The following is a 23,801-nucleotide window of genomic DNA, read 5'->3' on the forward strand; positions in this document are numbered from 1 at the left end:
TTTCTATTTCAATGAACGTTAAAAAGAAAAAGTAGTTGTACTAACTACTTTTTCTTGTGGCGGTTAGCTCTTCTTCTTTTTTTACGCTTGTGCGTGGCTACCTTATGTCTTTTTCTTTTCTTACCACTTGGCATGAGTGTATATTTTTAAATTAATAATTACTTAGTTTCTTTAACTTCTACATTTGTTTTTACGCTCTCTACAAACACTTTAGCAGGTTTAAAAGCAGGAATGTTGTGAGCAGGTATTTTTATGGTAGTATTTTTAGAAATGTTTCTACCGGTTTTCTCTGCTCTGGTTTTAATAATAAAGCTTCCAAAACCTCTTAAATACACGTTGTCACCACTTTCCAACGAGCTCTTAACTTCTTCCATAAACGATTCAACAGTTGCTTGAACATCTCCTTTCTCCATGCCAAGCTTTTCTGAAATTCTCGCTACGATATCTGCTTTCGTCATTTTTTCTTGTTGTTTTATTTAACTATTATATTTTTAGGGGTTGCAAATATATAAATTAATTACACAAGTTATTCGCTAAAGAACTTAATTTTAACTATATAACTTGTAAAGGTTGGTAATTATTTCATTTAGAATGGTTTTTTCTAAAACACTTATTAATTGGTACCAAAAAAACAAGCGTAATTTACCTTGGAGAGAGACTAAAAACCCCTATAAAATATGGCTTTCAGAGATAATGCTACAACAAACTAGAGTAGCACAAGGATTACCTTATTATTTAAAGTTTATAGAAGCTTTTCCTACTGTTTTTGACCTTGCAAACGCATCAGAAGATACTGTTTTAAAATTGTGGCAAGGGCTTGGGTATTACTCAAGAGCCAGAAACTTACATGCTACTGCAAAAGAAATTGCATTTAATAAAAAAGGTGTTTTCCCAGACACTTATAAAGACCTTATAAAGTTAAAAGGAGTTGGTGATTATACAGCCAGTGCCATAGCTTCAATTTGTTTTAATGAACCTAAAGCAGTTGTAGATGGTAATGTATATCGTGTTTTAGCTAGATACTTTGGAGTTTCCATTCCAATAAACTCAACAGAAGGGCAAAAATATTTTAAAACATTAGCACAAGAGGTTATAGATAGTAAAGACCCTGCAACATATAACCAAGCCATAATGGAGTTTGGAGCACGGCAGTGTACACCTAAAAACCCTAATTGTACAGATTGTGTACTTAAAACCAGCTGTAAAGCACTTGCCGATAAGATGGTGAATAAGCTACCGGTTAAACAAAAAAAAGCAAAAGTTACGCCCAGGTATTTTAATTATTTTGTGCCTGTAGATTCTGCAAACAAAACCATATTACAACAAAGAAAACAAAAAGGAATTTGGTATAAGTTATATGAGTTTCCGTTAGTAGAAACCGTATCAACCATTTCGTTAAAAGAGGCTCAAGAGCATGCGTTACAACTTAATTTAAATTTAAACGGAGCAAAAATTTATCAATTTAATAAAGAGCCCATAGTACATAAATTATCACATCAGCATTTACATACAACTTTTTGGGTTGTACATTTGCAAAAAGAATTAGCCAACGGAATTTCATGGCAAGAAATTAAAAGCTATGCTGTTCCTGTTTTAATAGCAAATTTTATAGAAGATTTTGGTTTTTAGAAGTACTATAATTTTAGTACATTTGATATAATAGAACAAAAGAAAATATGAGTGGAACACTAAATAAAGTAATGTTAATTGGCCATTTAGGAGACGATGTAAAACTACACTATTTTGATGATAGAAATTGTATAGGGAGATTTCCGTTGGCTACTAACGAAACTTATGTAAATAAACAAACACAAGAACGTGTAACCAATACAGAATGGCACAATATTGTTGTTAGAAACAAAGCTGCAGAAATTTGCGAAAAATACCTTAAAAAAGGAGATAGAGTTTACGTTGAAGGAAGAATAAAAACCAGACAATGGCAGGCAGACGATGGTACTACAAGATATTCTACAGAAATTCATGTAACCGATTTTACGTTTTTAACAGATAAACCCAATAAAGAAATGGCTCAGCCAACACAGCCTAAACAAGAAGAGCCAAAACCTAATGTAGAACCACAGGCAAACTCGGCTGTAGAAGAAGATGACGATTTGCCATTTTAATGATGTCTAACCAAAATTAATGCATTGGACCCAGAACCTTCCAGTTTATACATAGCGTGGTTTATGGAACTCGATGGATTAACCATCATCAAGTTTGTTGTGTTTTTCTTGCTACTTATGTGCTCTGCTTTAATTTCTGGAGCAGAAGTAGCTATGTTTTCGCTATCGCAAACAGATATCAATCAAGAGTTAGAATCTAAAACTACTAAAGGCCTAATAATTGCCAATTTATTAGATAAACCTAAAAAGCTGCTTGCCACTATTTTGGTGGCTAACAATTTTATTAATATAGCTATTGTTTTGCTGTTCAGCTCACTTAGCGAAGTGCTTTTTGGAAGTATTCAAGAAGGGTTTTTACGCTTTATTTTAGAAGTTGTTGTAGTAACCTTTTTAATTTTAATGTTCGGAGAAATAATCCCTAAAATATATGCTAACAGAAACAAAGTAACTTTTGCCAGATTTATGGCATATCCGTTAAGAATGTTAGATGTTTTCTTTACCCCGTTAAGCTCTCCCATGAGATCGGTAACACTATTTTTACAAGATAAGTTAGGAAGGCAAAAAACAAATATATCTGTTGATCAGCTTTCGCATGCATTAGAGCTTACATCAGAAGAAGATACCACTAAAGAAGAACAAAAAATTCTTCAAGGAATTGTCTCGTTTGGTAATACAGACACCAGACAAGTAATGCGTCCAAGAATAGACATTTTTGCCTTAAATGAAGACATGAAGTTTCAAGAGGTTATAGATGCTATTATAAAAAACGGATATTCTAGAATTCCGGTGTATAGAGACAATATGGATAATATTACCGGAATATTATATATAAAAGATTTGTTGCCTTACATAGATAGAAAGAGTTTTGATTGGACAAAACTGGTTAGGGAAGCCTATTTTGTACCTGAAAACAAAAAATTAGACGATTTGCTAAAGGAGTTTCAAGAAATGAAAAACCATTTAGCTTTAGTAGTAGATGAATACGGCGGAACCTCTGGGTTGGTTACTTTAGAAGATATTTTAGAAGAAATTGTAGGTGATATTAGCGATGAATTTGATGACGACGATTTAATATTCTCTAAATTAGATGAGTATAATTACGTTTTTGAAGGAAAAACTAATTTAAAAGACTTTTACAGAGTAATTAAAATTGAAAACGAAAGTATTTTTGAAGAGCAAAAAGGTGAATCTGAAACTATTGCCGGTTTAGTACTAGAAATTGCAGGAAGCTTCCCCAAAAAAGGAGAAAAAATTGTTTTTAACAACTACACTTTTACAATAGAAGCCTTAGATAAAAAACGCCTTAAACAAATAAAAGTAACCCTTCCAAAAGAATGAAAATAAACAACCTTATTATACTTGCTTTAGCTTTAGCAACAATAAGCTGCAACACTAACACAGTGCCAAAACCTAAAGCTATGCTTAGGTTGTCTTATCCAAAAGCAAAATATACAGATACAGTATTGCCGTGTTCTTACACTTTTAAAAAAAATACATTGGCTAAACTTTCTTTAGATTCTGCTTGCAATATGCAATTACATTACCCTTTTATGAAGGCTGCTATTTATCTTACTTATAAGCCAGTAAATAATAATTTAGAAACCTTGTTAAGAGATGCCCAAAAATTAACTTTTGAGCATACTATAAAAGCAGATAATATTACCGAACAGCCTTTTATAAACAATACAGATAAGGTTTATGGAATGTTTTACGAAGTAGGAGGAAATGCAGCTTCGCAATCACAGTTTTATGTTACAGATAGCTTGCATCATTTTGTAACAGGATCGTTATACTTTTATGCCAAACCTAATTACGATTCTATTTTACCGGCTGCAGATTACTTAAAAAATGACATTAGAAAAATAATAGAAACAATTTCCTGGAAAGAATAAAAAAAGCCCTCAAACAGAGGGCTTTAATTTTTAAGCTTTTTTGTTACAACAAGGTTTTTTACAATTTTCCTCGCAGTTTTCAGCTGTTTTTTCAGCCTCTTTTTTACAGCAATCTTTTTTACAATCTTCTTTGCTAGCTTCTTTTTTGTTTTTAGCTGTAGAGAAAGCTTCAACGTTTTTTAAATCAGAAACAGTATAGGTGTCTGAAACTTCAACAACAGCAGTAGCAATATCTTCTAAAGAGAGCTTTTGCTCATTGTATTCTACCATTGCTAATTTCTTGTCAAAATCTACTTTAGCAAAAGCAACACCGTCTTTTTTATTTAAGTTTTTCTGAATGGTTGCTGCGCATCCAATGGCACAGGTCATACCATCTATACTAAATTCTGCTTTGGCGTAAGTAGCATTAGGGTCTTTTTTTGTAGCAGTAGTCTCTACAGCAACAGTTTTAACTTCGGCTTGTTGGTTGTCTTTGCAACCAATAAAAAGCAAGCAAGCCAAAACCATAGTAAAAGTAAATTTCATAAGCAAGTATAATTTGTGTTTATATAACTATTGCAAAAATAAGTAATAATAGTCCTAAAAAAATCATAAAAAACAGCACATTTGCAGTCGCAAAGTTAAATTAATGGCTTCTAATAACACTAAATGGTTGTATTTGGCGGTGCTTTCGTTAATTTGGGGAAGCTCTTTTATATTAATAAAAAAAGCACTTATTGGCTTGACAGCTTTTCAGGTAGGGGCACTCCGTATTGTTTTTACTACGGTTTTTTTAGCTTTTGTTGGAGTTAATACACTTAAAGAGATTGAAAAGAATGATTGGAAATGGGTAGCCTTATCTGGTTTTCTCGGTTCATTTTTTCCGGCCTTTTTGTTTGCCTTTGCTCAAACAGAGATAGATAGCGCTATAACTTCAATTTTAAACTCGTTAACACCATTAAATACACTATTGGTAGGAATTTTACTTTTTGGAGTTTTTTTTACAAAAAGACAAATTTTAGGTGTTATTGTTGGTTTAATTGGTACAATTTTATTGATTGTTAAAGGAGCAGAGTTTAATACCGATCAGAATTATTGGTATAGCTCTTTAATTATAGTTTCATCTGTTGGATATGCATTAAATATAAATATTATAAAGCAAAAACTTTCGCACTTAAGCGCACTTAGTGTTGCTTTTGGAAATTTTGTTTTTATTATAGCACCTGCTTTAATAGTACTTTATTTTACCGGGTTTTTTACTGTTGTTTTACAGTCGCCTTCTATGCAAAAGGCAATGCTTTTTGTAATTGTATTATCGTTATTCGGGACGGCAATCGCTAAAGTGCTTTTTAATCAATTAATTAAAGTATCTAGCCCGGTTTTTGCAGCTTCTGTAACCTATACAATGCCCTTAGTTGCAATTTTTTGGGGCATTTTAGATGGAGAAAAACTAAGCATTTATCAATTATTAGGAGGAGTAATTATATTACTTGGAGTGTATTTAGCTAATAGGCGAAAACCATAAAAAAAGCAGCACAGTTAGTGCTGCTTTTTAATTATAGAAATTAAGGATTATTTAAAATCTTCTTCGGTTACCCCTTCGTTAACTTGAATTTCGGTTACGGTAAACTCTATATTTTGAGGCCCCATGCTTTGTATGTATGCAAATGGGAAAAGAATACCCGAAACTTCTTTATAGTTATCGTAACGTAAAGCTTGTTTCATTTCCATTCCTTGCATTTTAACGGTGGTTACTTGTTGCGTTTTTAATCCGCTTTCTACATCAAAATATAAAGTAACCTTATCGGAAATTTTTACAGCATACGATTTTTTACCGTTTACATCTTCAACACCCTCTAAAGAAATGGCATCACTACTCAATAGGTTTAACTCTGGGAAAGGAGCAGCAGATGCTTTAATATCGTTTATTTGCTCTTCTTTAAGCTCTATTTTTTGACCTTGAGCAACCATGTATCCTTTTTCTCCGTCAAAAACTTGTTTGCTAACAGAGTTGCCCATCATTAAAACATTTTGATAAAACTTATTGTCTTTAGTGTTTTTAATTTCAAGGTTTAAGGTCATTCCTTGCATGCTGCCTTCAGCTTTAACAGAAAGAGTATTTACACCTTTAAGTTTTTCTGTGCCTCCAATAGCATCAATATATTTTTGTAAAACATCTTTTGCGGTTACTCCTTCGGGCATAGTAGAAGTATAATCCGGACGCTCTACAGGGTTTCCGTATTTATCAAAATAAAGAACAGGTATTTTTTTACCTTCAAAGGTTATGTTTTCTAACCCTTCAAGAACATCTTTTCCTTTACCTACAACTACTATTCTGGCTTTGTCTAACTTAAAGTATTTGTTAGCTACACGTTGAACGTCTTCTTTTGTAACTGCATTAATTTTTGCAATAAAATTTTTGTAAAAATCTTCCGGAAGATTTTCTGTTTTAATATTTATGGAGTAATCAGCTACGGTTCTGGGGTTTTCTAATGCCATTATAAAGTTGCCTAAAAACTTTGCTTTAGCATTTGCTAAATCTTCATCAGAAACTGGTTCTACACGAATGCGCTTAATTTCTTTTAGCATTTCTACAACAGCACTATCTGTAACTGCATTTCTAACTTTAGTAGTTGCTCTAAAAGTGGTTGTAGAGTTTTTGTTTCTTCCTAATGATGAACGAGCACCATAGGTAAAACCGTGTTTTTCTCTTAAATTCATATTAAGGTAGCTGCCAAAAGCACCTCCTAAAATATAATTAGCCACTAAAGCCGCATGATGATCTTCGTCTGCCATTTTTAAATTAACAGTATTCATCACGGCTAATTCAGACTGTACGGCATTAGGCATATCAACAAAATTAATCTGTCTGTATTGGGCATCTTCTACCTTTGGTAAACTAACTGCCGGAGCTTTACCTGGTAACCAGCTACCAAAATTTTCTTCTATAAGTTTTTTTGCAGCTTCTGTGGTTACATCACCACTTATAACCATATAAGCATTGCTGGGCACAAAGAAATTTGAGTAGTGATTTTTAATATCATCTAAAGTTATGTTGTTTACGGTTTCTTCTGTTATGTATTCTCCATACGGATGATTTGTGCCATATGCTAAAACGTTTCTAACTCTTGAAGCTACTGCTGCAGCACTATTTTCACCGCTTTTAATATTTTCTATAAGTTTCTTTTTCTCTGTTTCTAAATCTTCTTCAGTAAACAACGGATTTAAAGCACCGTCTGCTAAAAGTTCAATAATTCTCGGAGTGTATTTAGATAATCCTTGAGCAAATGCACTTTCCGAACCGAAAAATATAGTAGCTCCCATGTAATCTACCTCTTCGTTAAAGGCTTCTTTGCTCATGTTTTTTGTTCCGTTTCCTAACATGGCAGACACTAAACTCGATAAACCTGCTTTGTCTTTTTCAGGATAGGGAGGGTTATCTATAGAAATACTAACCGATACTCTGGGTAGTTTATGGTCTTCTACAACTAAAACCGTAAGTCCGTTGTCTAATTTAAATGTATAGGGTTTTCCTAAATTAATTGTAGGCGTTGGGCCTGGTTCTGGCATTTTAGAACGATCTACTTGAGCTTGAGCACCAAGTAATGTAACAAATGCTAATATGAATAGAATGAATTTTGATTTCATGATAATTAGTTTAAAATTATTTAGAAGGTTCTGGTAAGTAATCTAACTCTAACCTTTGGTTTTTGTTTAGGTGTTTTTTTGCTACACGCTGGATTTCTTCGCGGGTAATAGAGTGGTAAATCTCTATTTCTTTGTTAATTAAATTAGTGTCGCCATATAGCATGTAATACCTTGCTAATGAGTTTGCAATACCTTGCATGCTGTTGTTAGAGTTAACAAATTGATTTTCAAACTTATTGTGTAGTTTTTGAAGCTCATCTTCAGAAATCAATTCGGTTTGTAGTTTTTCAATTTCTTCGTCCATTTCCTTCATTAAATCATCTAACGACACATCACCTAAAGGTAATGCAGCCATAATGTAAGTGCCGTAATCTTCCATAGCATCATTAAAGGCAATTACTTGTAAAGCCATTTTTTTCTCATCAACCATTTTTTTGTATAAACGAGAACTTTTACCACCCGTTAATATGGTAGAGATATAATCTAACACATAAGAATCACGCTCTTTTAAACTTGGAGTTCTGTAGGCTAAAGCCTTTAACGGAATTTGAATATTGCTATCGTATTCTGTAGCTTTTATAGTTTCGGTTATAGGGTCTTCAAGAATTTTGTTTCTAACAATTTTAGGTCCGTTATTTGGAATAGAACCAAAGTATTTGTTAATCATTTCTTTGGTTTTGGCAATATCAATATCGCCGGCCACTACCAAGACTGCATTGTTAGGATTGTAATATTTTTGATTAAATGCAATAAATTCTTCTAACGAAGCCGCATCTAAATCTTCCATGCTTCCAATAACCGATAGCCCATATGGGTGCTTATTAAATAGATATTTATTTACACCGGTTCTGTATATAATTTTGCCGTAAGGAGCATTATCTATACGTTGTCTTTTTTCTTCTTTTACAACTTCATTCTGTGTTTTAACACCAATTTCGTTAATTACCGGGTGCAACATTCTTTCGCTCTCCATCCATAAACCTAATTCTAGATTGTTAGACGGAAACGTTTCGTAATAGTACGTTCTGTCTTGAGTAGTATTTGCATTGTTACTACCTCCATGAGCAGAAACTATTTCAAACCATTTACCACGCTCAATATTTTTAGTCCCTTCAAATAATAAGTGTTCAAAAAAGTGAGCAAAACCCGTTCTTCCGGGTTCTTCGTCTTTTGCACCAACATGGTACATAACAGAGGTGGTTACTACAGGAGCTGCATTGTCTTGATGTAAAATTACATGCAACCCATTTTCAAGATCGTACTCTTCAAAAGTAACTTGTTGGGCATGCAAACTAAACGAAAGTAGTAAGCCCAAAGAAAACATAATTTTTTTCATAGCAAAGTGTAATTAGTAAATAGCGTTAAGTGATTAATTGTTAAGCTATTTGTTTAAATAGTTTAGCCAAAATTTATAATTCCTGAAAAGTAGTAAAATTCTTAAACAGCACAAAATCTTAAATGTTACAATTTTTTTAAAAATCTTTTTTGTAATTTAAACACACGCAAACCAATACCCTATAATTATGAATCCCTCTAAAATACATTTAAGATATGGCTTAGTTACAGGCATAGTTTTGATTGCTTATTTTTTGATTGTTAAGCTTTTTGGAGCGCACGAAAATGTTTGGTTAAGGCTATTAAACGGGTTAATAGTTGGGTACGGAATTTTTGCAGCTATCAGATTAAGAAAAACCTTAGAAGGCAAAACTTTTGATTATTATAACGGATTTAGAACCGGTGTTTATACAGGAGCTCTTGCCACTGTTATTTTTGTTGGATTTATGGCTGTATATATGTATCATTTAGATCCTTCTTTTGCCGAAGGAATTATGGATAAATGGCTTACAGAATATAAGCAAGGGCCAGGAATCTTGTTGTTTGTTATTACTGTAGAGGGGCTTGCATCTAGTGTAGTTTTAGCACTTACATTTATGCAAAAGTTTAAAAACACTCAAAATCTCTCAAAAAACACTGCGTAGAAACCATAAAAACATTTGTAGTTTAACTAATTAGCAGTATATTTGCACCCGCCTTAAACAGATTTGGCGGATTATAAGTATAACTAATAATTAATTAAACGCGTTACGCTATGTATGCAATTGTAGAGATAGCAGGGCAGCAGTTTAAAGTTGCAAAAGACCAAAAGGTTTTTGTGAACCGTTTGGCTACCGAAGAAGGTAAGAAAGTTACTTTCGATAATGTTTTATTGGTAGACAACGGTGGAGACATTACCATTGGCGCCCCGGCTATAGACGGAGCCACAGTTGAGGCTAAAGTCTTAAAACACCTTAAAGGAGACAAAGTAATTGTTTTCAAGAAAAAAAGACGTAAAGGATACCGAGTAAAAAACGGTCATCGTCAATTGTTAACAGAAATTGTTATTGAGAATATAGCAACTTCTGGAGCAAAAAAAACAACCAAAAAAGCAGCTAAAGAAACGCCTAAAGCAGAAGCTAAAAAAGAAGCTACAGAAGATTTAAGCAAATTAACAGTAGCCGAATTAAAAGAAATGGCTAAAGCTAAAGGTATAGAAGGAATCTCTTCTATGAAAAAAGCAGATTTAATTGCTGCACTTAGTAAATAAGTTTAAAAGATTAAAAACAGAGTACAATGGCACATAAAAAAGGAGTTGGTAGCTCGAAAAACGGTAGAGAATCAGAATCGAAACGCTTAGGTGTTAAGATTTTTGGTGGCCAAGCCGCTATTGCCGGAAACATAATTGTTAGACAGCGTGGTACGGCGCACCACCCAGGTGAAAATGTTTACATGGGTAAAGACCATACTTTACATGCCAAAGTAGATGGTATTGTGAAATTTGAAAGAAAGAAAAACAACAAATCTTACGTTTCTGTAGTTCCTTTCGAAGCGTAATTTTAGTATTTTTTTAACAATATTTTCTAAGCCTTCAGCAACTAAGTTGTTGAGGGTTTTTTTATGTTGTTTTTTATCCTAAAAAACTGATTTTTAGTCTAAATATTTTTTTTTTGAATGAATTATATGCTACTTTTGGTGTATACCATAGCATAAGTAGGTTAAGTTCATGGTAAGATTTGGGGCAAAAAGGGCGGAGATTTTCCGCCCTTTTTATTTGTAAGATAATTTAAATTTTTATTTAGATTTTTATAATCTTTAGTATCTATAATAATCCGGCTTAAATGGGCCTTCTACTTTTACTCCAATATAATCTGCTTGTTCTGGTGTAAGCGTTTCTAATTCAACCCCAATTTTAGCTAAATGTAATCTGGCTACTTTTTCGTCTAAATGCTTTGGAAGCATATAAACTTTATTTTCGTATTTATCGCTATTATTCCAAAGTTCTATCTGAGCCAAAGTTTGGTTAGTAAACGAGTTACTCATAACAAAGCTCGGGTGACCGGTAGCACAACCTAAGTTAACTAATCTACCTTCTGCAAGTAAAATAATGTCTTTCCCGTTAACGGTATACTTATCTACTTGTGGTTTAATTTCAACTTTGGTATCACCATAGTTTTTATTTAACCAAGCAACATCAATTTCATTATCAAAATGACCAATGTTACACACTATGGTTTTATCTTTCATTTTTTCAAAATGACGCCCAACTACAATATCTTTATTTCCTGTTGTAGTTATAACAATATCGGCATTACCAACAACAGTGTCCAGACGTTTAACTTCGTAACCATCCATAGCTGCTTGTAGTGCACAAATAGGATCTATTTCTGTAACTGTAACAATGGCACCGGCACCTCTAAACGATGCTGCAGTACCTTTACCAACATCACCATAACCACAAACAACTACTCTCTTACCGGCTAACATAACATCGGTTGCTCTTCTAATGGCATCTACAGCACTTTCTCTACAACCGTATTTATTGTCAAATTTACTTTTGGTAACCGAGTCATTAACATTAATTGCTGGCATTGGTAGCGTACCGTTTTTCATTCTTTCGTATAAACGGTGAACTCCGGTAGTGGTTTCTTCAGAGATTCCTTTAATTCCGGCAGCCAACTCAGGATATTTGTCTAATACCATATTGGTAAGATCGCCACCATCATCTAATATCATGTTAAGTGGTTTACGCTCTTCTCCAAAAAATAATGTTTGCTCTATACACCAATCAAATTCCTCTTCGGTCATTCCTTTCCATGCATAAACAGGAATCCCGGCTGCTGCAATAGCTGCTGCTGCATGATCTTGTGTAGAGAATATATTGCACGAGCTCCAAGATACTTCTGCGCCTAAGGCAACTAAAGTTTCTATAAGTACAGCAGTCTGAATGGTCATGTGCAAGCATCCTGCAATACGAGCTCCTTTTAAAGGTTGCTGGTCTTTGTATTCTTCACGTAATGCCATTAAGCCCGGCATTTCTGCTTCTGCTAACTCAATTTCTTTTCTTCCCCAGTCTGCCAATGTAATATCTTTTACTTTATAAGGCACATAGGGAATTGTTTTTGTACTCATATGTTTTTTATTTTTACTTTCGTTAAACAAAAAATACAAAATTTTGTAACTTTTGTACAATCAATTTTGTAGCTGCAAAGTTACGTAATAACTTTTACTATTAATGCCTCTTTACAAAACTATAACAGTTAATCCGGACATTACAGTTTACATCTGGAAAATAGAAGAATCAGAAGAAACACTAAAACAAGGTGTAACACTATCTGATGCTTGTTTAAAGCGAATTAACAGCATGAAATCTGAAATTCACAGAAGAGGTTTTATAAGCATCAGACATCTATTAAAAGAGGCAGGTTACCAACCCTCTGATTTGTATTACGATGAGTTAGGGAAACCTCACTTAACAGATAATAAATATATTTCTATAACCCACTCATTTAGTTTTACCGCAATTATTGTTAGTACTAATCCGGTAGGGATAGATATAGAAAAACAGCGTGATAAAATTGTAAAAATTGCTCATAAGTTCACCACATTCAGATCTTACAAATCATTAGCAAATTTTGAAGCATTGGTTAGAAAACTCACTATTATTTGGTGTACTAAAGAGTCGCTCTACAAGCTTTATGCACAACCCGGATTATCTTTTTTACAACACATAGATATTCAGGATTTTGAATTTAACGATGGTAAAACAACCGGGCACATAATTTATAAAGGAAAACTAACCAAGTATAAGCTGCATTTTCTGGAATTTGATGGGTATACTTGTGCTTATGGCTACCCACAATAAAATTTTACCTACAAAGGAGCCCATAACCCATAAAATTTAAGCACCTTTGTAGGTAAAATTTTTCAAGACATGAAAATCTCTGTAGAACTCACCTTATCCCCTCTTCAAGATAATTTTGAGCCACCCATTATTGAATTCATAAAAAAACTTAGAGCTTCCGGGTTAGTTGTAAAAGAAAATCCGTTAAGCACACAAGTTTATGGTGATTACGATAAGGTTATGAATTTGCTCACCAAAGAGATAAAAGATGTGTTTTCTTTGATTGAAAGCGGACTTATTTTTGTGAAAATTGTGAAATCAGACAGAAGTGATTATGAACCAGCTTTTTGATTTCTTTTTTGGGCAATACAGCACCTACCAAACTATAGATATTGTCTTAGAAATTGTAGCTGTAATTTTTGGTTTTTTAAGCGTTTGGTTTGCTAAAAAAAATAATATTTGGGTTTACCCAACCGGAATGATAAGCACAGCAATTTTTGTGTATTTATTACTTAAATGGGAACTGCTGGGTGATATGATGATAAACGGATACTACTTTGTTATGAGTGTTTATGGATGGTATGTTTGGACAAGAAAAGTAGATTTAACAAAGTATACGCCTATTAGTAAAATAACCCTTAAAGAAAAAAATATAGCAATTGCAATTTTTGTGCTCACACTAATTTTTGTATTTGCAGTTTACACTGTTTTTGATAAATGGAACGGGTGGACAGCTTATGTAGACACACTAACAACTGCAATTTTCTTTGTGGGAATGTGGTTAATGGCCAGAAGAAAAATAGAAAACTGGATCTTTTGGATTATTGGCGATATAATCTCGGTACCTTTGTATTTTTACAAGGGGCTAACTTTTACAAGTTTTCAATATTTAATTTTTACGATAATTGCAGTACAAGGATATAAAGAATGGAATCGTCTCTTAAACAACAACCAAGTAACATCATAAAGGTTGTACTTTTTGGTCCGGAATCTACCGGGAAAACTACACTTTCTCAACAATTAGCCAGACATTATAATACAGTTTGGGTACCTGAATACGCTCGAGAATATTTACAAAACAAATGGAATAACGAGCGAAAAACTTGCGAACCTAAAGATTTGTTACCCATTGCCGAAGGTCAAATTAAATTAGAAAACGAACTTACAACAAAAGCAACAGATGTTTTAATTTGCGATACAGATCTTTTAGAAACCAAAGTGTATTCTGAGGCATATTATTTAGGATATTGTGATTCTGAGTTAGAAAAATATGCCTTACAAAACACATACGATTTGTATTTTTTAACCTATATAGATGTACCTTGGGAAAAAGATGATTTACGCGATAAGCCTAATGAGAGAGAACAAATGTTTGCGTGTTTTAAAAACGCTTTAGAGAAGTACAATAGGCCTTATGTGTTATTAAAAGGAGATAAAAAAACAAGATTACAAGAGGCCGTAAAACATATAGATAGTTTGTTAAAAGCCAAAAAGGAACATGTTTTCTAAATCAGACTTAAAACAAATAGAAGAAAAAAATATAACTGTAGAGCAGGTTAAACAGCAAATAGAAGTTTTTAAAAAAGGCATTCCGGCTGTTAAACTAGTGCAATCTGCTACTGTTGGTAATGGTATTAAGCAATTATCAGAACAAGAGAAAGCACATTACATAACCAATTTTAACACTAAAAAAGATAAATTAAAGCTGTTAAAATTTGTACCGGCATCGGGGGCTGCAACCCGAATGTTTAAAGAGCTTTTTTTGTTTTTAAATAATTTTAATCCAGAGTCAGAAACGTTTAATGCGTACGTAAATAAAACTAAAGCTTTATCACTATCATTGTTTTTTACAGCTTTAGATAAGTTGCCTTTTTACAACATCATTATTAACAACCTAAAGCATAAAAATATAGCATTTGATACCTTAGATGACAATCAGCAAAAAGTTGTTTTTGTAAAAGAGATGCTGCTTCCTGAAGGAGCTAATTTTGGGAGTTTTCCTAAAGGACTGTTGCCGTTTCATAATTACAAAACGCATTATGCAACAGCATTAGAAGAGCATTTGTTTGAAGCAGCTTTGTATAGTGAAGCTAACAATAAAGCTAATTTACATTTTACAATCTCAGAAGAACATAAAGATGCTTTTTTGGCAAAACTAAAAGAGATTTTGCCTAAAGTAAAAGAGATTACCGGAGTAGATTTTAATGTTTCGTTTTCTTTTCAGAAGCAAGCTACAGATACTATTGCAGTTAATTTAGATAACACACCGTTTAGAAACCCAGACAACACATTACTTTTTAGACCATCCGGACACGGAGCTTTGATTGAAAATTTAAACGATCAAGATGCCGACATTGTTTTTATAAAAAATATAGATAATGTGGTTGTTAAAAAACAACATGATGCAATTGCAGATGCAAAAAAAATGCTAGCAGGCTTGTTGTTAGCTATACAAGAAAAAGTATTTGCATATGCTAAGCTGTTAGATGCTCAATCCATTACTAATGAGCAAGTTCAAGAGATAAAACTATTTTTAGAGAACGATTTAAATGTAAAATTCTCTGAAGATTTTAATGCTAAAACGTTTAATGAGCAAATAAATATTATAAAAGCAAAATTAAACAGGCCTATTAGAGTTTGTGGGATGGTTAAAAATGAAGGTGAGCCGGGAGGTGGTCCTTTCTGGATAAAAGATAAAAAGGGCAACATTTCACTTCAAATAGTTGAATCTGCTCAAATAGATAAATCAAATCAACAACAAAAAGAGATACTTAGTACAGCAACACATTTTAACCCTGTAGATATTGTTTGTGGAGTAAAAAACTACAAAGGAGAAAAATATAATTTGTTAGATTTTGTTGATGCTTCGCAAGCCTTTATAACTCAAAAAACAAAGGAGGGGAAACCACTTAAAGCATTAGAGCTGCCCGGACTTTGGAATGGCGCTATGGCTAACTGGAACACCATTTTTGTAGAAGTGCCTTTACATACTTTTAATCCGGTTAAAACAGTAACCGATTTATTAAAGCCAGCGCATCAAATCAGTAGTTAGTTGTGTAAATTTTACACAAGAGCTATAACTTTTTACACAACTATACACAATTTAGAGGCTTCTCTTAAATATTATAAACAACTGAAAATCAGCAATTTATGCTGGTATTGTTAATTTTGTAGTATAATGGCACAAACTTTTCAATATAATAATTGACATTAAAAAATATGTGTAACAATTAAAAAACAATTAATTATGAAAAAGTTTGTATTAGCATCTGCATTAGCCTTTGGAACTTTTACCACATTTGCTGTAACACCAATTATTATTCATGACGGCATTATGGATGAAATAATAACTGTTGAGCAATCAGAATTTAAAGAAATCAGTCCAGATCAATTACCTACAGCTGTAACCGACGCTTTGCAAAGAGACTTTCCCAGCGCAAAAGTAGAAAAGGCTTACATAAACGAAAACAACGAATATAAATTAGAGGTGAGTGTTAACGGTGCAACTCAAACTCTTTATGCTGATGAAGAAGGGAACTGGCTTGAGATGTAGTTAGTTAGGTTTTCAATAGCGGTTTTTAGGGATGCTTATTTGGCATCCCTTTTTTATTTTTTAAAACTCTTAACATCTTTATCGGTGATATATATCGTAATTAGTGTATGATATCAATACTCATAGTTGAAGACGACGTAAGCTTTTCTAGAGTTTTGGAGCGTTTTTTAAAGCGCAATAATTATAACGTTCATGTATCACATTCATTAGAAAAAGCTTTAAATAAATTAGAGCAAAATAACTATAATATTGTGTTTACAGACCTAAGATTTCCTAATGGAAGTGGACTTGATTTGCTAAAAATAGTTCAAGAAAGAGCACTGCAATTACCTGTGGTTGTTATGACAAGCTATGCAGAAGTTCCAACAGCCGTAAAGGCAATGAAACTAGGTGCTTTTGATTATATTTCTAAGCCTTTTAACCAAGAAAATGTATTAACGGTTATAAATAATGTGCTTGACTCTAATAAAACTAAAAAAGTATCTAAACAAGTACAACAACAAAATATACAAAAACCCACAAATACAAGAGAAGACAACTATATAGTTGGAATTAGTACAGCTTCGAAAAAGCTTAATGAGTACATAAATTTGGTAGCACCAACAGATCTTTCTGTGCTAATTACAGGAGAAAGTGGTTCGGGCAAAGAAGTTGTTGCTCAAGCAATACACTTTCAGAGCAATAGAAGCAATAAACCCTTTATAGCTGTAGATTGTGGTGCTATTCCTAAAGAAATAGCCGCAAGTGAGTTTTTTGGTCATGTAAAAGGCTCTTTTACCGGAGCTTTTTCAGATAAGATCGGTCACTTTGAAGCAGCAAATGGGGGGACATTATTTTTAGATGAAGTAGGAAATTTATCATACGAAAATCAAATAAAATTACTTAGAGCGCTTCAAGAGCGAAAAATTAAGCGTATTGGGAGTAATAAAGAAATTGATGTAGATGTTAGGCTAATTACGGCTACTAATGAAGATTTGCAAAAAGCTGTTGAGCAAGGAAAGTTTAGAGAAGATTTATACCATAGACTTAACGAGTTTTCTGTTAGAACACCAAGTTTGGCTGAAAGAAAAGAAGATCTTTTAATTTTTGCAGATTATTTTTTAGAAAAATCTAATAAACAGTTAACGAAACAAATAATCGGGTTTTCTGATGAGGTAGTAGATATATTCCAAAAATATAATTGGCCTGGAAATTTAAGAGAATTTTCGAATGTAATTAAAAGAGCTGTTTTATTAACACAAACAGATGTTATTACTCCAGAAGTTTTACCAAACGAAATTTTAACTTCCTTAGAGATTAAACAAAAAGAATTTTCAAAAAAAGAAAACGAAAAAGAATTAATTATTAAGGCATTAAAAGAAACTAATTTTAACAAAACTCAAGCAGCTAGACTGCTTAAAATTACTCGTAAAACATTGTATAATAAACTAAAAGAATACAGTATAAATGAATATTAATTTATAAGGAGTAGGTTTTTTTAAGAGCTACTACAACCTTGTTTATTTCGTTATTTAGAAATTCTATTTTTTGCTTTAATACTGTATTATTAATAGAATTTACACATTCTAATTCTTTTAAAACAGGTGTTATTGTATGAGCATTTATTTGTAAAAACATAGTAAGCATTTTATGGCTTATTTGATTTATACCTTCTACATTATGGTCTGCAACATATTTTTTTAGTAAAAAAATATTTTTGTGAGTGTCGTCAATAAAAACACTAATAATAGATTTTAATGATTGATTGTTACCCACAAATGATTGTAAGTCTTTTAAATCATAAAGAGGAGATTCTTTATTAGGAGAAAATGTATTTATGATTGGTTTTGGGATATTATTTATAAACAAATTGGAAAACAAGTCTGTTAACTCAAAAGGTGTAAAAGGTTTAAATATAACTGCATTAAACCCATTGTCAAGATAATGTGAAGTATCTAAATCTTTGCGTCCTGTTATTGCTATTACTGGTTGCGCTTTGTAGCCAGAATGTTTTTTTAATAATTCAATAAACCTAAAGCCATTCATTTCCGGTAACTGAATGTCTGTTACAATACAATCAAAAGTAAGATTGTTTATTTTTTCTAAAACTTTAGAGGCACTCTTAAATCCCTTAGCTTTAAAACCAATGTTAGTAAGGGTAATTATAATTAACTCTCTAAGAGTATCATCATCATCAATTACAATGGCATGTAATGTTTTAGGGGGCTGTTTTAAAGGAGAGCCTTTAAGCTTAGAATTATTGTTTTCTGCAAGGGTAATAGGCAAAGCAAGTACAAAACAGGTTCCTTTACCTGCTTGACTTTTAAAAGTGAGAGAACCTTCTAAAAAGGCGACAATTTTCTTTGAAATGGCTAATCCTAAACCAAACCCTGATGAAGTGATTTTAGTGTTATTTAGTTGAGTAAACTCTTTAAAAATTAAATGTTGTTTTTCTTTCGCGATTCCAATTCCAGTATCAGAAACAGAGAGAATTAGTTCGTTATTCTTGGAGCTATCATTATTATTTAAACGCGCGCTGATTTTCACAACCCCTTCATCAGTAAATTTAAAGGCATTGCTAACCAAATTAGTTATTAGTTGTCTAATTCTAAACGGGTCACTAACAATGTTTTCTTCTAACTTATCATCAATCTCTAAAACTAACTTAATAGGTTTTTCACTATACTGTTCATGTATGCTTTGAGTTGTGTCTTCCAGGAGGGTTTTAAAATTAAAACTTACCTTATCTACAGTAATATTTCCTGATTCTATTTTTGAATACTCCAAAAGGTCTTCTACTAAACGGTTAATGTAAGCCGAAGCACTTTTAATTTTATTAGCGTAATGAATGCTTTTTGTGTTTGTAAGTGTGTTTTCAAGCAATTCACTATAACCAATCACTGTGCTTAAAGGCGAACGCAAATCGTGACTAACCATATTAATTAAATGCTCTCTGCTTTTAAGTAACATGTTAGCTTTTGTATTGGCACGCTCTAATTGCAATCTAAAACGTTGCGTTTCCCAAAAATCGCTTAATATTATAATAGAGAATATTACAATCATTACAAATCCAGCCAATGCAGCCAATAATATTATTTTTCTGCTTTTATCTATTGCATTTCGATATTGTTGAGATAGCTGCTGAGTATGTTGGGCAGTATCTGATTCTATTTTAGACAATATTTTTCTGATTTGCTGAGAGATTAACAAATCATTTTCAGCAAGCTTTTTCTCCTTTTTTAGTAAAGAGGTTTGCTGTTTATTAGTGTTAGTTTGTAAATCCTCTAATACCTTTGTTGAAGCTTTAAAGATGGAATCTAATGTTTCTTTAGATACGGTACGATTATCTTTAAAGGCATTTTCATTTAAATAATCAACATATTTTTTTAGCACTTTTTTAGTTGATGGGTTTAATTTGGTTGGGTCTTTCACGAAATCTCCTAGTGTTAGCCTGCCTAACGAAGCTTCTAAATTTTGAAGCTTAGCTAATGCAATAGCTGTATATAGCTTATAATGATTTTGAGATTTTAAAGTTTTAAGAGCGTGTATATTTTTCTGTTTTTCTAAAAGTAACGTTTTAACACTATCTAAAAGATGCGGTTGTTTATACGAGCTTAACAGTATTTTTAAAGAATCTATTTTTTGCAATAAACTATCGTTCTTTTTAGAATAATTTACAAACGAATCCCATGATTTAGATTGTATGGCGCTTCTAGCAACCCCGTCATTTTCATACAAAAGACTAAGTAAATGACTAATTTTTAAAATTTTTTGCTGATCTGTTATTTGGTTTTTTTGAAGAGTTGTAAAACTTTCAATTTCTCTAAAAACAATGTACCCTACTCCAAAAGCAAACGCTACAATAATTAAGTAGCTAGCAACAATTTTTGCTGTTATTTTTTGTTTAGAAACACTCATACAATCGTTTTAAAAAAGCATTCAAAACAAACTACGTGCCTAAATTAATTTTTTGTTTTATGATGCTTAAAAAAATTTCATTAAAAGTTATTTTTTAAACAACTAGAATGTAACTTTGTACCATCTCAATAAGGGGTGCTCTAAATTACGAGCTGAGATCATACCCATTGAACCTTGAACAGGTAATGCTGTTTAGGAACATACCAGATGCTGTTGGGAGGCATCTATAATTAAAAAGCTGTTTAACCATAAGAATAATGGCCCCTTTTATTCGTAAAAAAAATTACGAATGAAAACATTATTTGCAAAAGCCATCTTTTTACTGTTGGCAACAAACGTATGTTATGCTCAAGAAAAAGAAACAGATTCTGTATTGAGCAAAACCGTAACGTTAGATGAGGTTTTAGTCTCATCAATCAGAGTTAAAAACAATGTTCCGGTTACTTTTTCTAATGTAAAAAAGCAAGAAATTAGTAAAAGAAACTTAGGACAAGACATTCCTATTTTACTAAACTTTTTGCCGGGCGTAGTTACAACTTCAGATGCCGGTGCCGGAGTAGGATATACCGGTATTAGAGTGCGAGGTAGTGATGCCACACGTGTAAACGTTACCATAAACGGAATTCCTTATAACGATGCAGAATCTCACGGTACATTTTGGGTTAATTTACCTGATTTTGCGTCGTCTACAGAGAGTATACAGTTGCAACGTGGCGTTGGGACATCAACCAACGGTTCGGGTGCTTTTGGCGCAAGTTTAAATATTTTAACAGATGCCATTAGTGAAAATGCATATGCAGAAATTGCTAATTCATTTGGCAGTTATAACACCAGAAAGCATACTTTAAAATTTAGTTCAGGAAAATTAAACAATACAATAGAGTTTTCTGGAAGACTTTCTGCAATAGCTTCAGATGGTTATATAGATAGAGCTTCGTCAGACTTAAAATCGTATTTCTTGCAAGGAGCATATGCTAAAAACAATACCTTAATAAAAGCCTTGGTTTTTGGAGGGCACGAAATAACTTATCAAGCCTGGTTTGGTATAGATGCAGAAACTTTGGCCGTTAACAGAACATTTAATCCTGCAGGAATATACACAGATGAAAATGGGGTTACACAATTTTATGATAACGAAATTGATAATTACAAACAAGACCACGCACAATTACACTGGAACGAGCAATGGAGCACCAATTGGAGCACCAATTTTGCGCTACACTATACCTATGGTAGGGGGTATTTTGAGCAATATAAAGAAGATCAAGCTTTTGCAGACTACGGTTTGGAGCCTGTAACTTTAGGAGGCGAAACCATAAATGAGACAGATTTAATTAGAAGAAGATGGTTAGACAATGATTTTTACGGAACTACGTTTTCTGCTACCTATAAAAAATCAGACTTAGAGGTTGTTTTAGGTGGTGCTTACAATGAGTATCATGGAGATCATTTTGGCGAAATTATTTGGGCTCGTTATGCATCTAACAGCCAAATTAGAGATAGATATTACGATGATTCTTCAGAGAAAACAGATTTCAACTCATATATAAAATCGGTTTTTTCACTTAATAATAAATGGACTCTTTTTGCTGATGCACAGTTTAGAAGGGTAACCTATAAAGCCAACGGAGAAGATACCGGACTGGTAAATGATACCTTTAACTTTTTTAACCCTAAAGCCGGAGTTACCTATCAACTAAACACAAACCACAAACTGTATTTTTCTTATGCCAGAGCCAATAGAGAACCTAACAGAAATGATTATGAAAATGGTAATCCTAAACCCGAACAATTAAATGATTTTGAATTGGGGTGGCGTTATATTTCGCCCAAAATAACGCTAAACACAAATGCTTACTATATGCGTTATCAAAATCAATTAGTACTCACAGGAGAACTTAATGATGTAGGGGCGCCTTTAAGAGAAAATGTAGGAGATAGTTACAGACTTGGGTTAGAAATAGACGCTAATGTAAGAATTAGTAAAAAGTTACAATGGCAGCCCAATATAGCCATTAGTACTAACAAAAATGTAGATTACTATTTTCAACGAGACGGAGTTTTACAAAACTTAGGAAACACAAATATTGCGTATTCACCAAATGTTGTAGCATCTAACATTATTAGTTATTTGCCAAAACAAAACCTACAGTTTTCTGTATTAAGTAAGTATGTTTCTGAACAATACATGGGGAACATAGATGCGGAAAGCTCAAAATTAGATGCTTACTTTATAACCGATTTAAATGTTGTTTACAACATTCCGGTAAACTCTTTTATAAAACAAATAACGCTACAAGCATTGGTAAATAATGTTTTTAACACCAAGTACGTGTCTAACGGATATTTTTATACATATGATGATACTTGGTCTAACCCCGGAAGTGTACAAACTATAGAAGGTGCAGGGTATTACCCTCAAGCTACCAGAAACTTTTTGTTAGGAGCTGTGCTCAATTTTTAATTGCTAATAATTACCGAACTGCCCACAGTGGTGGTTCGGTAATTTAACATACTATATTTGCGCTCTCCATCATCAGACTCACCTAAAAACTCACCCGAAAAGAGACTATATTCGTATTCTTCGCAATCGCATTTACAGCTTGTTCCGTTTATTTTTTTCATGGTAGAGCAGCTATTAGGTGAGTGATTGGGGCAACTGGCTTCAAAAGCAACATATCCGCTACCGGTATTGGTAACAAAAACACCTTTAATACCAACCCCGTCATTGCCTATATAAATAGAGTTGCCGGGAGTAGCTAAACTACTGTATAAAGGAAGGTTTAAATTAATTTCGAACCTAAAATTAGTTTCCTGTAAATAGGGATTTCGTTCTACACCATCATCACTACAAGCAATTATACCCCCAAAAAGCATTATTAAAATGCCAATTTTTTTCATGTTGATAATTTTTGTGCAATATACTATAAAACCAAGTTGATTAAAAATTTGTATATTTGTGTTAAATCCTCTGGTAGTAGGGGATTTTTTCTATTTATAAACCATGAAGTTATGAGCAAAGTATCATATTATACTGCAGAGGGATTAAAAAAGCTTAAAGACGAGCTTAATTATTTAAAAGATGTAGAGCGTCCAAAAGCATCGCAAGCTATTGCAGAAGCCCGCGATAAGGGTGATTTATCTGAAAATGCAGAGTACGATGCAGCAAAAGAGGCACAGGGGCTGCTTGAAATGAAAATATCTAAACTAGAAGAAGTAATTGCTAACGCAAGAATTATAGATGAAAGCCAGTTAGATACCTCTAAAGTGCTGGTGCTTTCTACAGTTAAAATTAAAAATCTTGCCAATGGCATGGAAATGAAATATACGTTAGTAGCAGAAAGTGAAGCCGATTTAAAAAGCGGAAAGATTTCTGTAAGTTCTCCTATTGGTAAAGGATTATTAGGAAAAGAAGTTGGAGATATTGCTGAAATTGAGGTGCCTAACGGAAAATTAAAATTTGAAATATTAGAAATAACAAGAGATTAATTTTATTCAACAACCAAAAAAATCCTTTGCCTATTGGTGAAGGATTTTTTGTTTTTATTGTA

Annotated in this window: 24 protein-coding genes; 17 read left to right on the forward strand and 7 right to left on the reverse strand. The window is 32.8% G+C overall.

Annotation, left to right across the window (positions count from 1 at the left end):
* Positions 1-158 precede the first annotated feature (158 nt).
* Positions 159-476, reverse strand: coding sequence for an HU family DNA-binding protein (locus ACZ5CF_RS03885; protein ID WP_464580829.1), 318 nt, complete (start codon positions 474-476; stop codon positions 159-161).
* A 115-nt stretch (positions 477-591) separates the two neighbouring features.
* On the opposite strand from ACZ5CF_RS03885, the gene mutY reads away from it, so the two are divergent.
* The 4 genes from mutY to gldD are packed head-to-tail and all read left to right on the forward strand — an operon-like array spanning position 592 to position 4,015.
* Positions 592-1,629: an A/G-specific adenine glycosylase gene (mutY, locus tag ACZ5CF_RS03890; protein WP_464580502.1), complete on the forward strand. Its 1,038-nt coding sequence runs from the start codon at positions 592-594 to the stop codon at positions 1,627-1,629.
* Positions 1,630-1,676: 47 nt separating this feature from the next.
* Entirely contained in the window at positions 1,677-2,123 is a 447-nt protein-coding gene (locus ACZ5CF_RS03895) for a single-stranded DNA-binding protein (protein ID WP_464580504.1), read from the forward strand.
* A 24-nt stretch (positions 2,124-2,147) separates the two neighbouring features.
* Positions 2,148-3,461, forward strand: coding sequence for a gliding motility-associated protein GldE (locus ACZ5CF_RS03900; RefSeq protein WP_464580505.1), 1,314 nt, complete (start codon positions 2,148-2,150; stop codon positions 3,459-3,461).
* Positions 3,458-4,015 carry a gliding motility lipoprotein GldD gene (gene gldD, locus ACZ5CF_RS03905; RefSeq protein WP_464580506.1) on the forward strand — a complete coding sequence of 186 codons (558 nt, stop codon included), beginning with the start codon at positions 3,458-3,460 and terminating at the stop codon, positions 4,013-4,015. Before ACZ5CF_RS03900 ends, gldD begins: the two co-directional genes overlap by 4 nt.
* Positions 4,016-4,045: 30 nt before the next feature.
* On the opposite strand, the gene ACZ5CF_RS03910 is transcribed toward gldD, so the two are convergent.
* Positions 4,046-4,540, reverse strand: a complete 495-nt coding sequence (locus tag ACZ5CF_RS03910) for a heavy-metal-associated domain-containing protein (protein ID WP_464580508.1) — start codon at positions 4,538-4,540, stop codon at positions 4,046-4,048.
* Positions 4,541-4,643: 103 nt separating this feature from the next.
* Between ACZ5CF_RS03910 and ACZ5CF_RS03915 the strand changes: the two genes are divergently transcribed.
* The gene (locus tag ACZ5CF_RS03915; RefSeq protein ID WP_464580509.1) at positions 4,644-5,519 is read left to right on the forward strand and encodes a DMT family transporter; all 876 of its coding nucleotides are present in this window, start codon (positions 4,644-4,646) and stop codon (positions 5,517-5,519) included.
* A 47-nt stretch (positions 5,520-5,566) separates the two neighbouring features.
* Here ACZ5CF_RS03915 and ACZ5CF_RS03920 read toward each other — a convergent pair whose 3' ends face one another.
* On the reverse strand, positions 5,567-7,642 hold the full coding sequence (locus ACZ5CF_RS03920) for a M16 family metallopeptidase (protein ID WP_464580510.1): 2,076 nt from the start codon (positions 7,640-7,642) through the stop codon (positions 5,567-5,569).
* A gap of 16 nt (positions 7,643-7,658) precedes the next feature.
* Positions 7,659-8,978, reverse strand: a complete 1,320-nt coding sequence (locus tag ACZ5CF_RS03925; RefSeq protein WP_464580511.1) for a M16 family metallopeptidase — start codon at positions 8,976-8,978, stop codon at positions 7,659-7,661.
* A 187-nt stretch (positions 8,979-9,165) separates the two neighbouring features.
* Here ACZ5CF_RS03925 and ACZ5CF_RS03930 point away from each other — a divergent pair, with 187 nt between their 5' ends.
* The 3 genes from ACZ5CF_RS03930 to rpmA all read left to right on the forward strand — a co-directional run bounded on the left by ACZ5CF_RS03930 (position 9,166) and on the right by rpmA (position 10,513).
* Positions 9,166-9,621, forward strand: a complete 456-nt coding sequence (locus tag ACZ5CF_RS03930) for a DUF4199 domain-containing protein (RefSeq protein WP_464580512.1) — start codon at positions 9,166-9,168, stop codon at positions 9,619-9,621.
* Positions 9,622-9,731: 110 nt separating this feature from the next.
* Positions 9,732-10,226: a 50S ribosomal protein L21 gene (gene rplU, locus ACZ5CF_RS03935; RefSeq protein WP_464580513.1), complete on the forward strand. Its 495-nt coding sequence runs from the start codon at positions 9,732-9,734 to the stop codon at positions 10,224-10,226.
* A gap of 26 nt (positions 10,227-10,252) precedes the next feature.
* On the forward strand, positions 10,253-10,513 hold the full coding sequence (rpmA, locus tag ACZ5CF_RS03940; protein WP_464580514.1) for a 50S ribosomal protein L27: 261 nt from the start codon (positions 10,253-10,255) through the stop codon (positions 10,511-10,513).
* 258 nt (positions 10,514-10,771) lie between these two features.
* Here rpmA and ahcY read toward each other — a convergent pair whose 3' ends face one another.
* Entirely contained in the window at positions 10,772-12,088 is a 1,317-nt protein-coding gene (gene ahcY, locus ACZ5CF_RS03945) for an adenosylhomocysteinase (RefSeq protein WP_464580515.1), read from the reverse strand.
* 103 nt (positions 12,089-12,191) lie between these two features.
* Between ahcY and ACZ5CF_RS03950 the strand changes: the two genes are divergently transcribed.
* The 7 genes from ACZ5CF_RS03950 (at position 12,192) to ACZ5CF_RS03980 (ending at position 17,810) form a co-directional block, all read left to right on the forward strand.
* A complete protein-coding gene (locus tag ACZ5CF_RS03950; RefSeq protein ID WP_464580516.1) occupies positions 12,192-12,821 on the forward strand; it encodes a 4'-phosphopantetheinyl transferase family protein in 630 nt (209 codons plus the stop codon).
* Between the two features lie 69 nt (positions 12,822-12,890).
* Positions 12,891-13,151, forward strand: coding sequence for a hypothetical protein (locus tag ACZ5CF_RS03955; RefSeq protein WP_464580518.1), 261 nt, complete (start codon positions 12,891-12,893; stop codon positions 13,149-13,151).
* Positions 13,135-13,767: a nicotinamide riboside transporter PnuC gene (gene pnuC / locus ACZ5CF_RS03960; protein ID WP_464580520.1), complete on the forward strand. Its 633-nt coding sequence runs from the start codon at positions 13,135-13,137 to the stop codon at positions 13,765-13,767. The genes ACZ5CF_RS03955 and pnuC overlap by 17 nt, the downstream gene beginning before the upstream one ends.
* Entirely contained in the window at positions 13,728-14,309 is a 582-nt protein-coding gene (locus ACZ5CF_RS03965; RefSeq protein ID WP_464580521.1) for an AAA family ATPase, read from the forward strand. The genes pnuC and ACZ5CF_RS03965 overlap by 40 nt, the downstream gene beginning before the upstream one ends.
* Positions 14,299-15,852, forward strand: coding sequence for a DUF4301 family protein (locus tag ACZ5CF_RS03970; protein ID WP_464580522.1), 1,554 nt, complete (start codon positions 14,299-14,301; stop codon positions 15,850-15,852). Before ACZ5CF_RS03965 ends, ACZ5CF_RS03970 begins: the two co-directional genes overlap by 11 nt.
* 195 nt (positions 15,853-16,047) lie before the next feature.
* A complete protein-coding gene (locus tag ACZ5CF_RS03975; RefSeq protein WP_464580524.1) occupies positions 16,048-16,353 on the forward strand; it encodes a hypothetical protein in 306 nt (101 codons plus the stop codon).
* 107 nt (positions 16,354-16,460) lie between these two features.
* Positions 16,461-17,810 (forward strand): sigma-54-dependent transcriptional regulator, encoded by a 1,350-nt coding sequence (locus tag ACZ5CF_RS03980; protein ID WP_464580525.1) that lies wholly within the window; start codon positions 16,461-16,463, stop codon positions 17,808-17,810.
* A gap of 1 nt (position 17,811) precedes the next feature.
* Here ACZ5CF_RS03980 and ACZ5CF_RS03985 read toward each other — a convergent pair whose 3' ends face one another.
* Positions 17,812-20,250: an ATP-binding response regulator gene (locus ACZ5CF_RS03985; protein WP_464580526.1), complete on the reverse strand. Its 2,439-nt coding sequence runs from the start codon at positions 20,248-20,250 to the stop codon at positions 17,812-17,814.
* Positions 20,251-20,539: 289 nt separating this feature from the next.
* Here ACZ5CF_RS03985 and ACZ5CF_RS03990 point away from each other — a divergent pair, with 289 nt between their 5' ends.
* Positions 20,540-22,714 carry a TonB-dependent receptor gene (locus ACZ5CF_RS03990; protein WP_464580527.1) on the forward strand — a complete coding sequence of 725 codons (2,175 nt, stop codon included), beginning with the start codon at positions 20,540-20,542 and terminating at the stop codon, positions 22,712-22,714.
* Here the strand turns inward: ACZ5CF_RS03990 and ACZ5CF_RS03995 are convergent.
* Positions 22,711-23,151: a hypothetical protein gene (locus ACZ5CF_RS03995; protein WP_464580529.1), complete on the reverse strand. Its 441-nt coding sequence runs from the start codon at positions 23,149-23,151 to the stop codon at positions 22,711-22,713. The genes ACZ5CF_RS03990 and ACZ5CF_RS03995 overlap by 4 nt on opposite strands.
* Positions 23,152-23,262: 111 nt before the next feature.
* Here ACZ5CF_RS03995 and greA point away from each other — a divergent pair, with 111 nt between their 5' ends.
* Positions 23,263-23,739, forward strand: coding sequence for a transcription elongation factor GreA (gene greA / locus ACZ5CF_RS04000; protein WP_464580530.1), 477 nt, complete (start codon positions 23,263-23,265; stop codon positions 23,737-23,739).
* Positions 23,740-23,801: the final 62 nt, after the last annotated feature.

This window comes from Lutaonella thermophila (assembly GCF_055387725.1).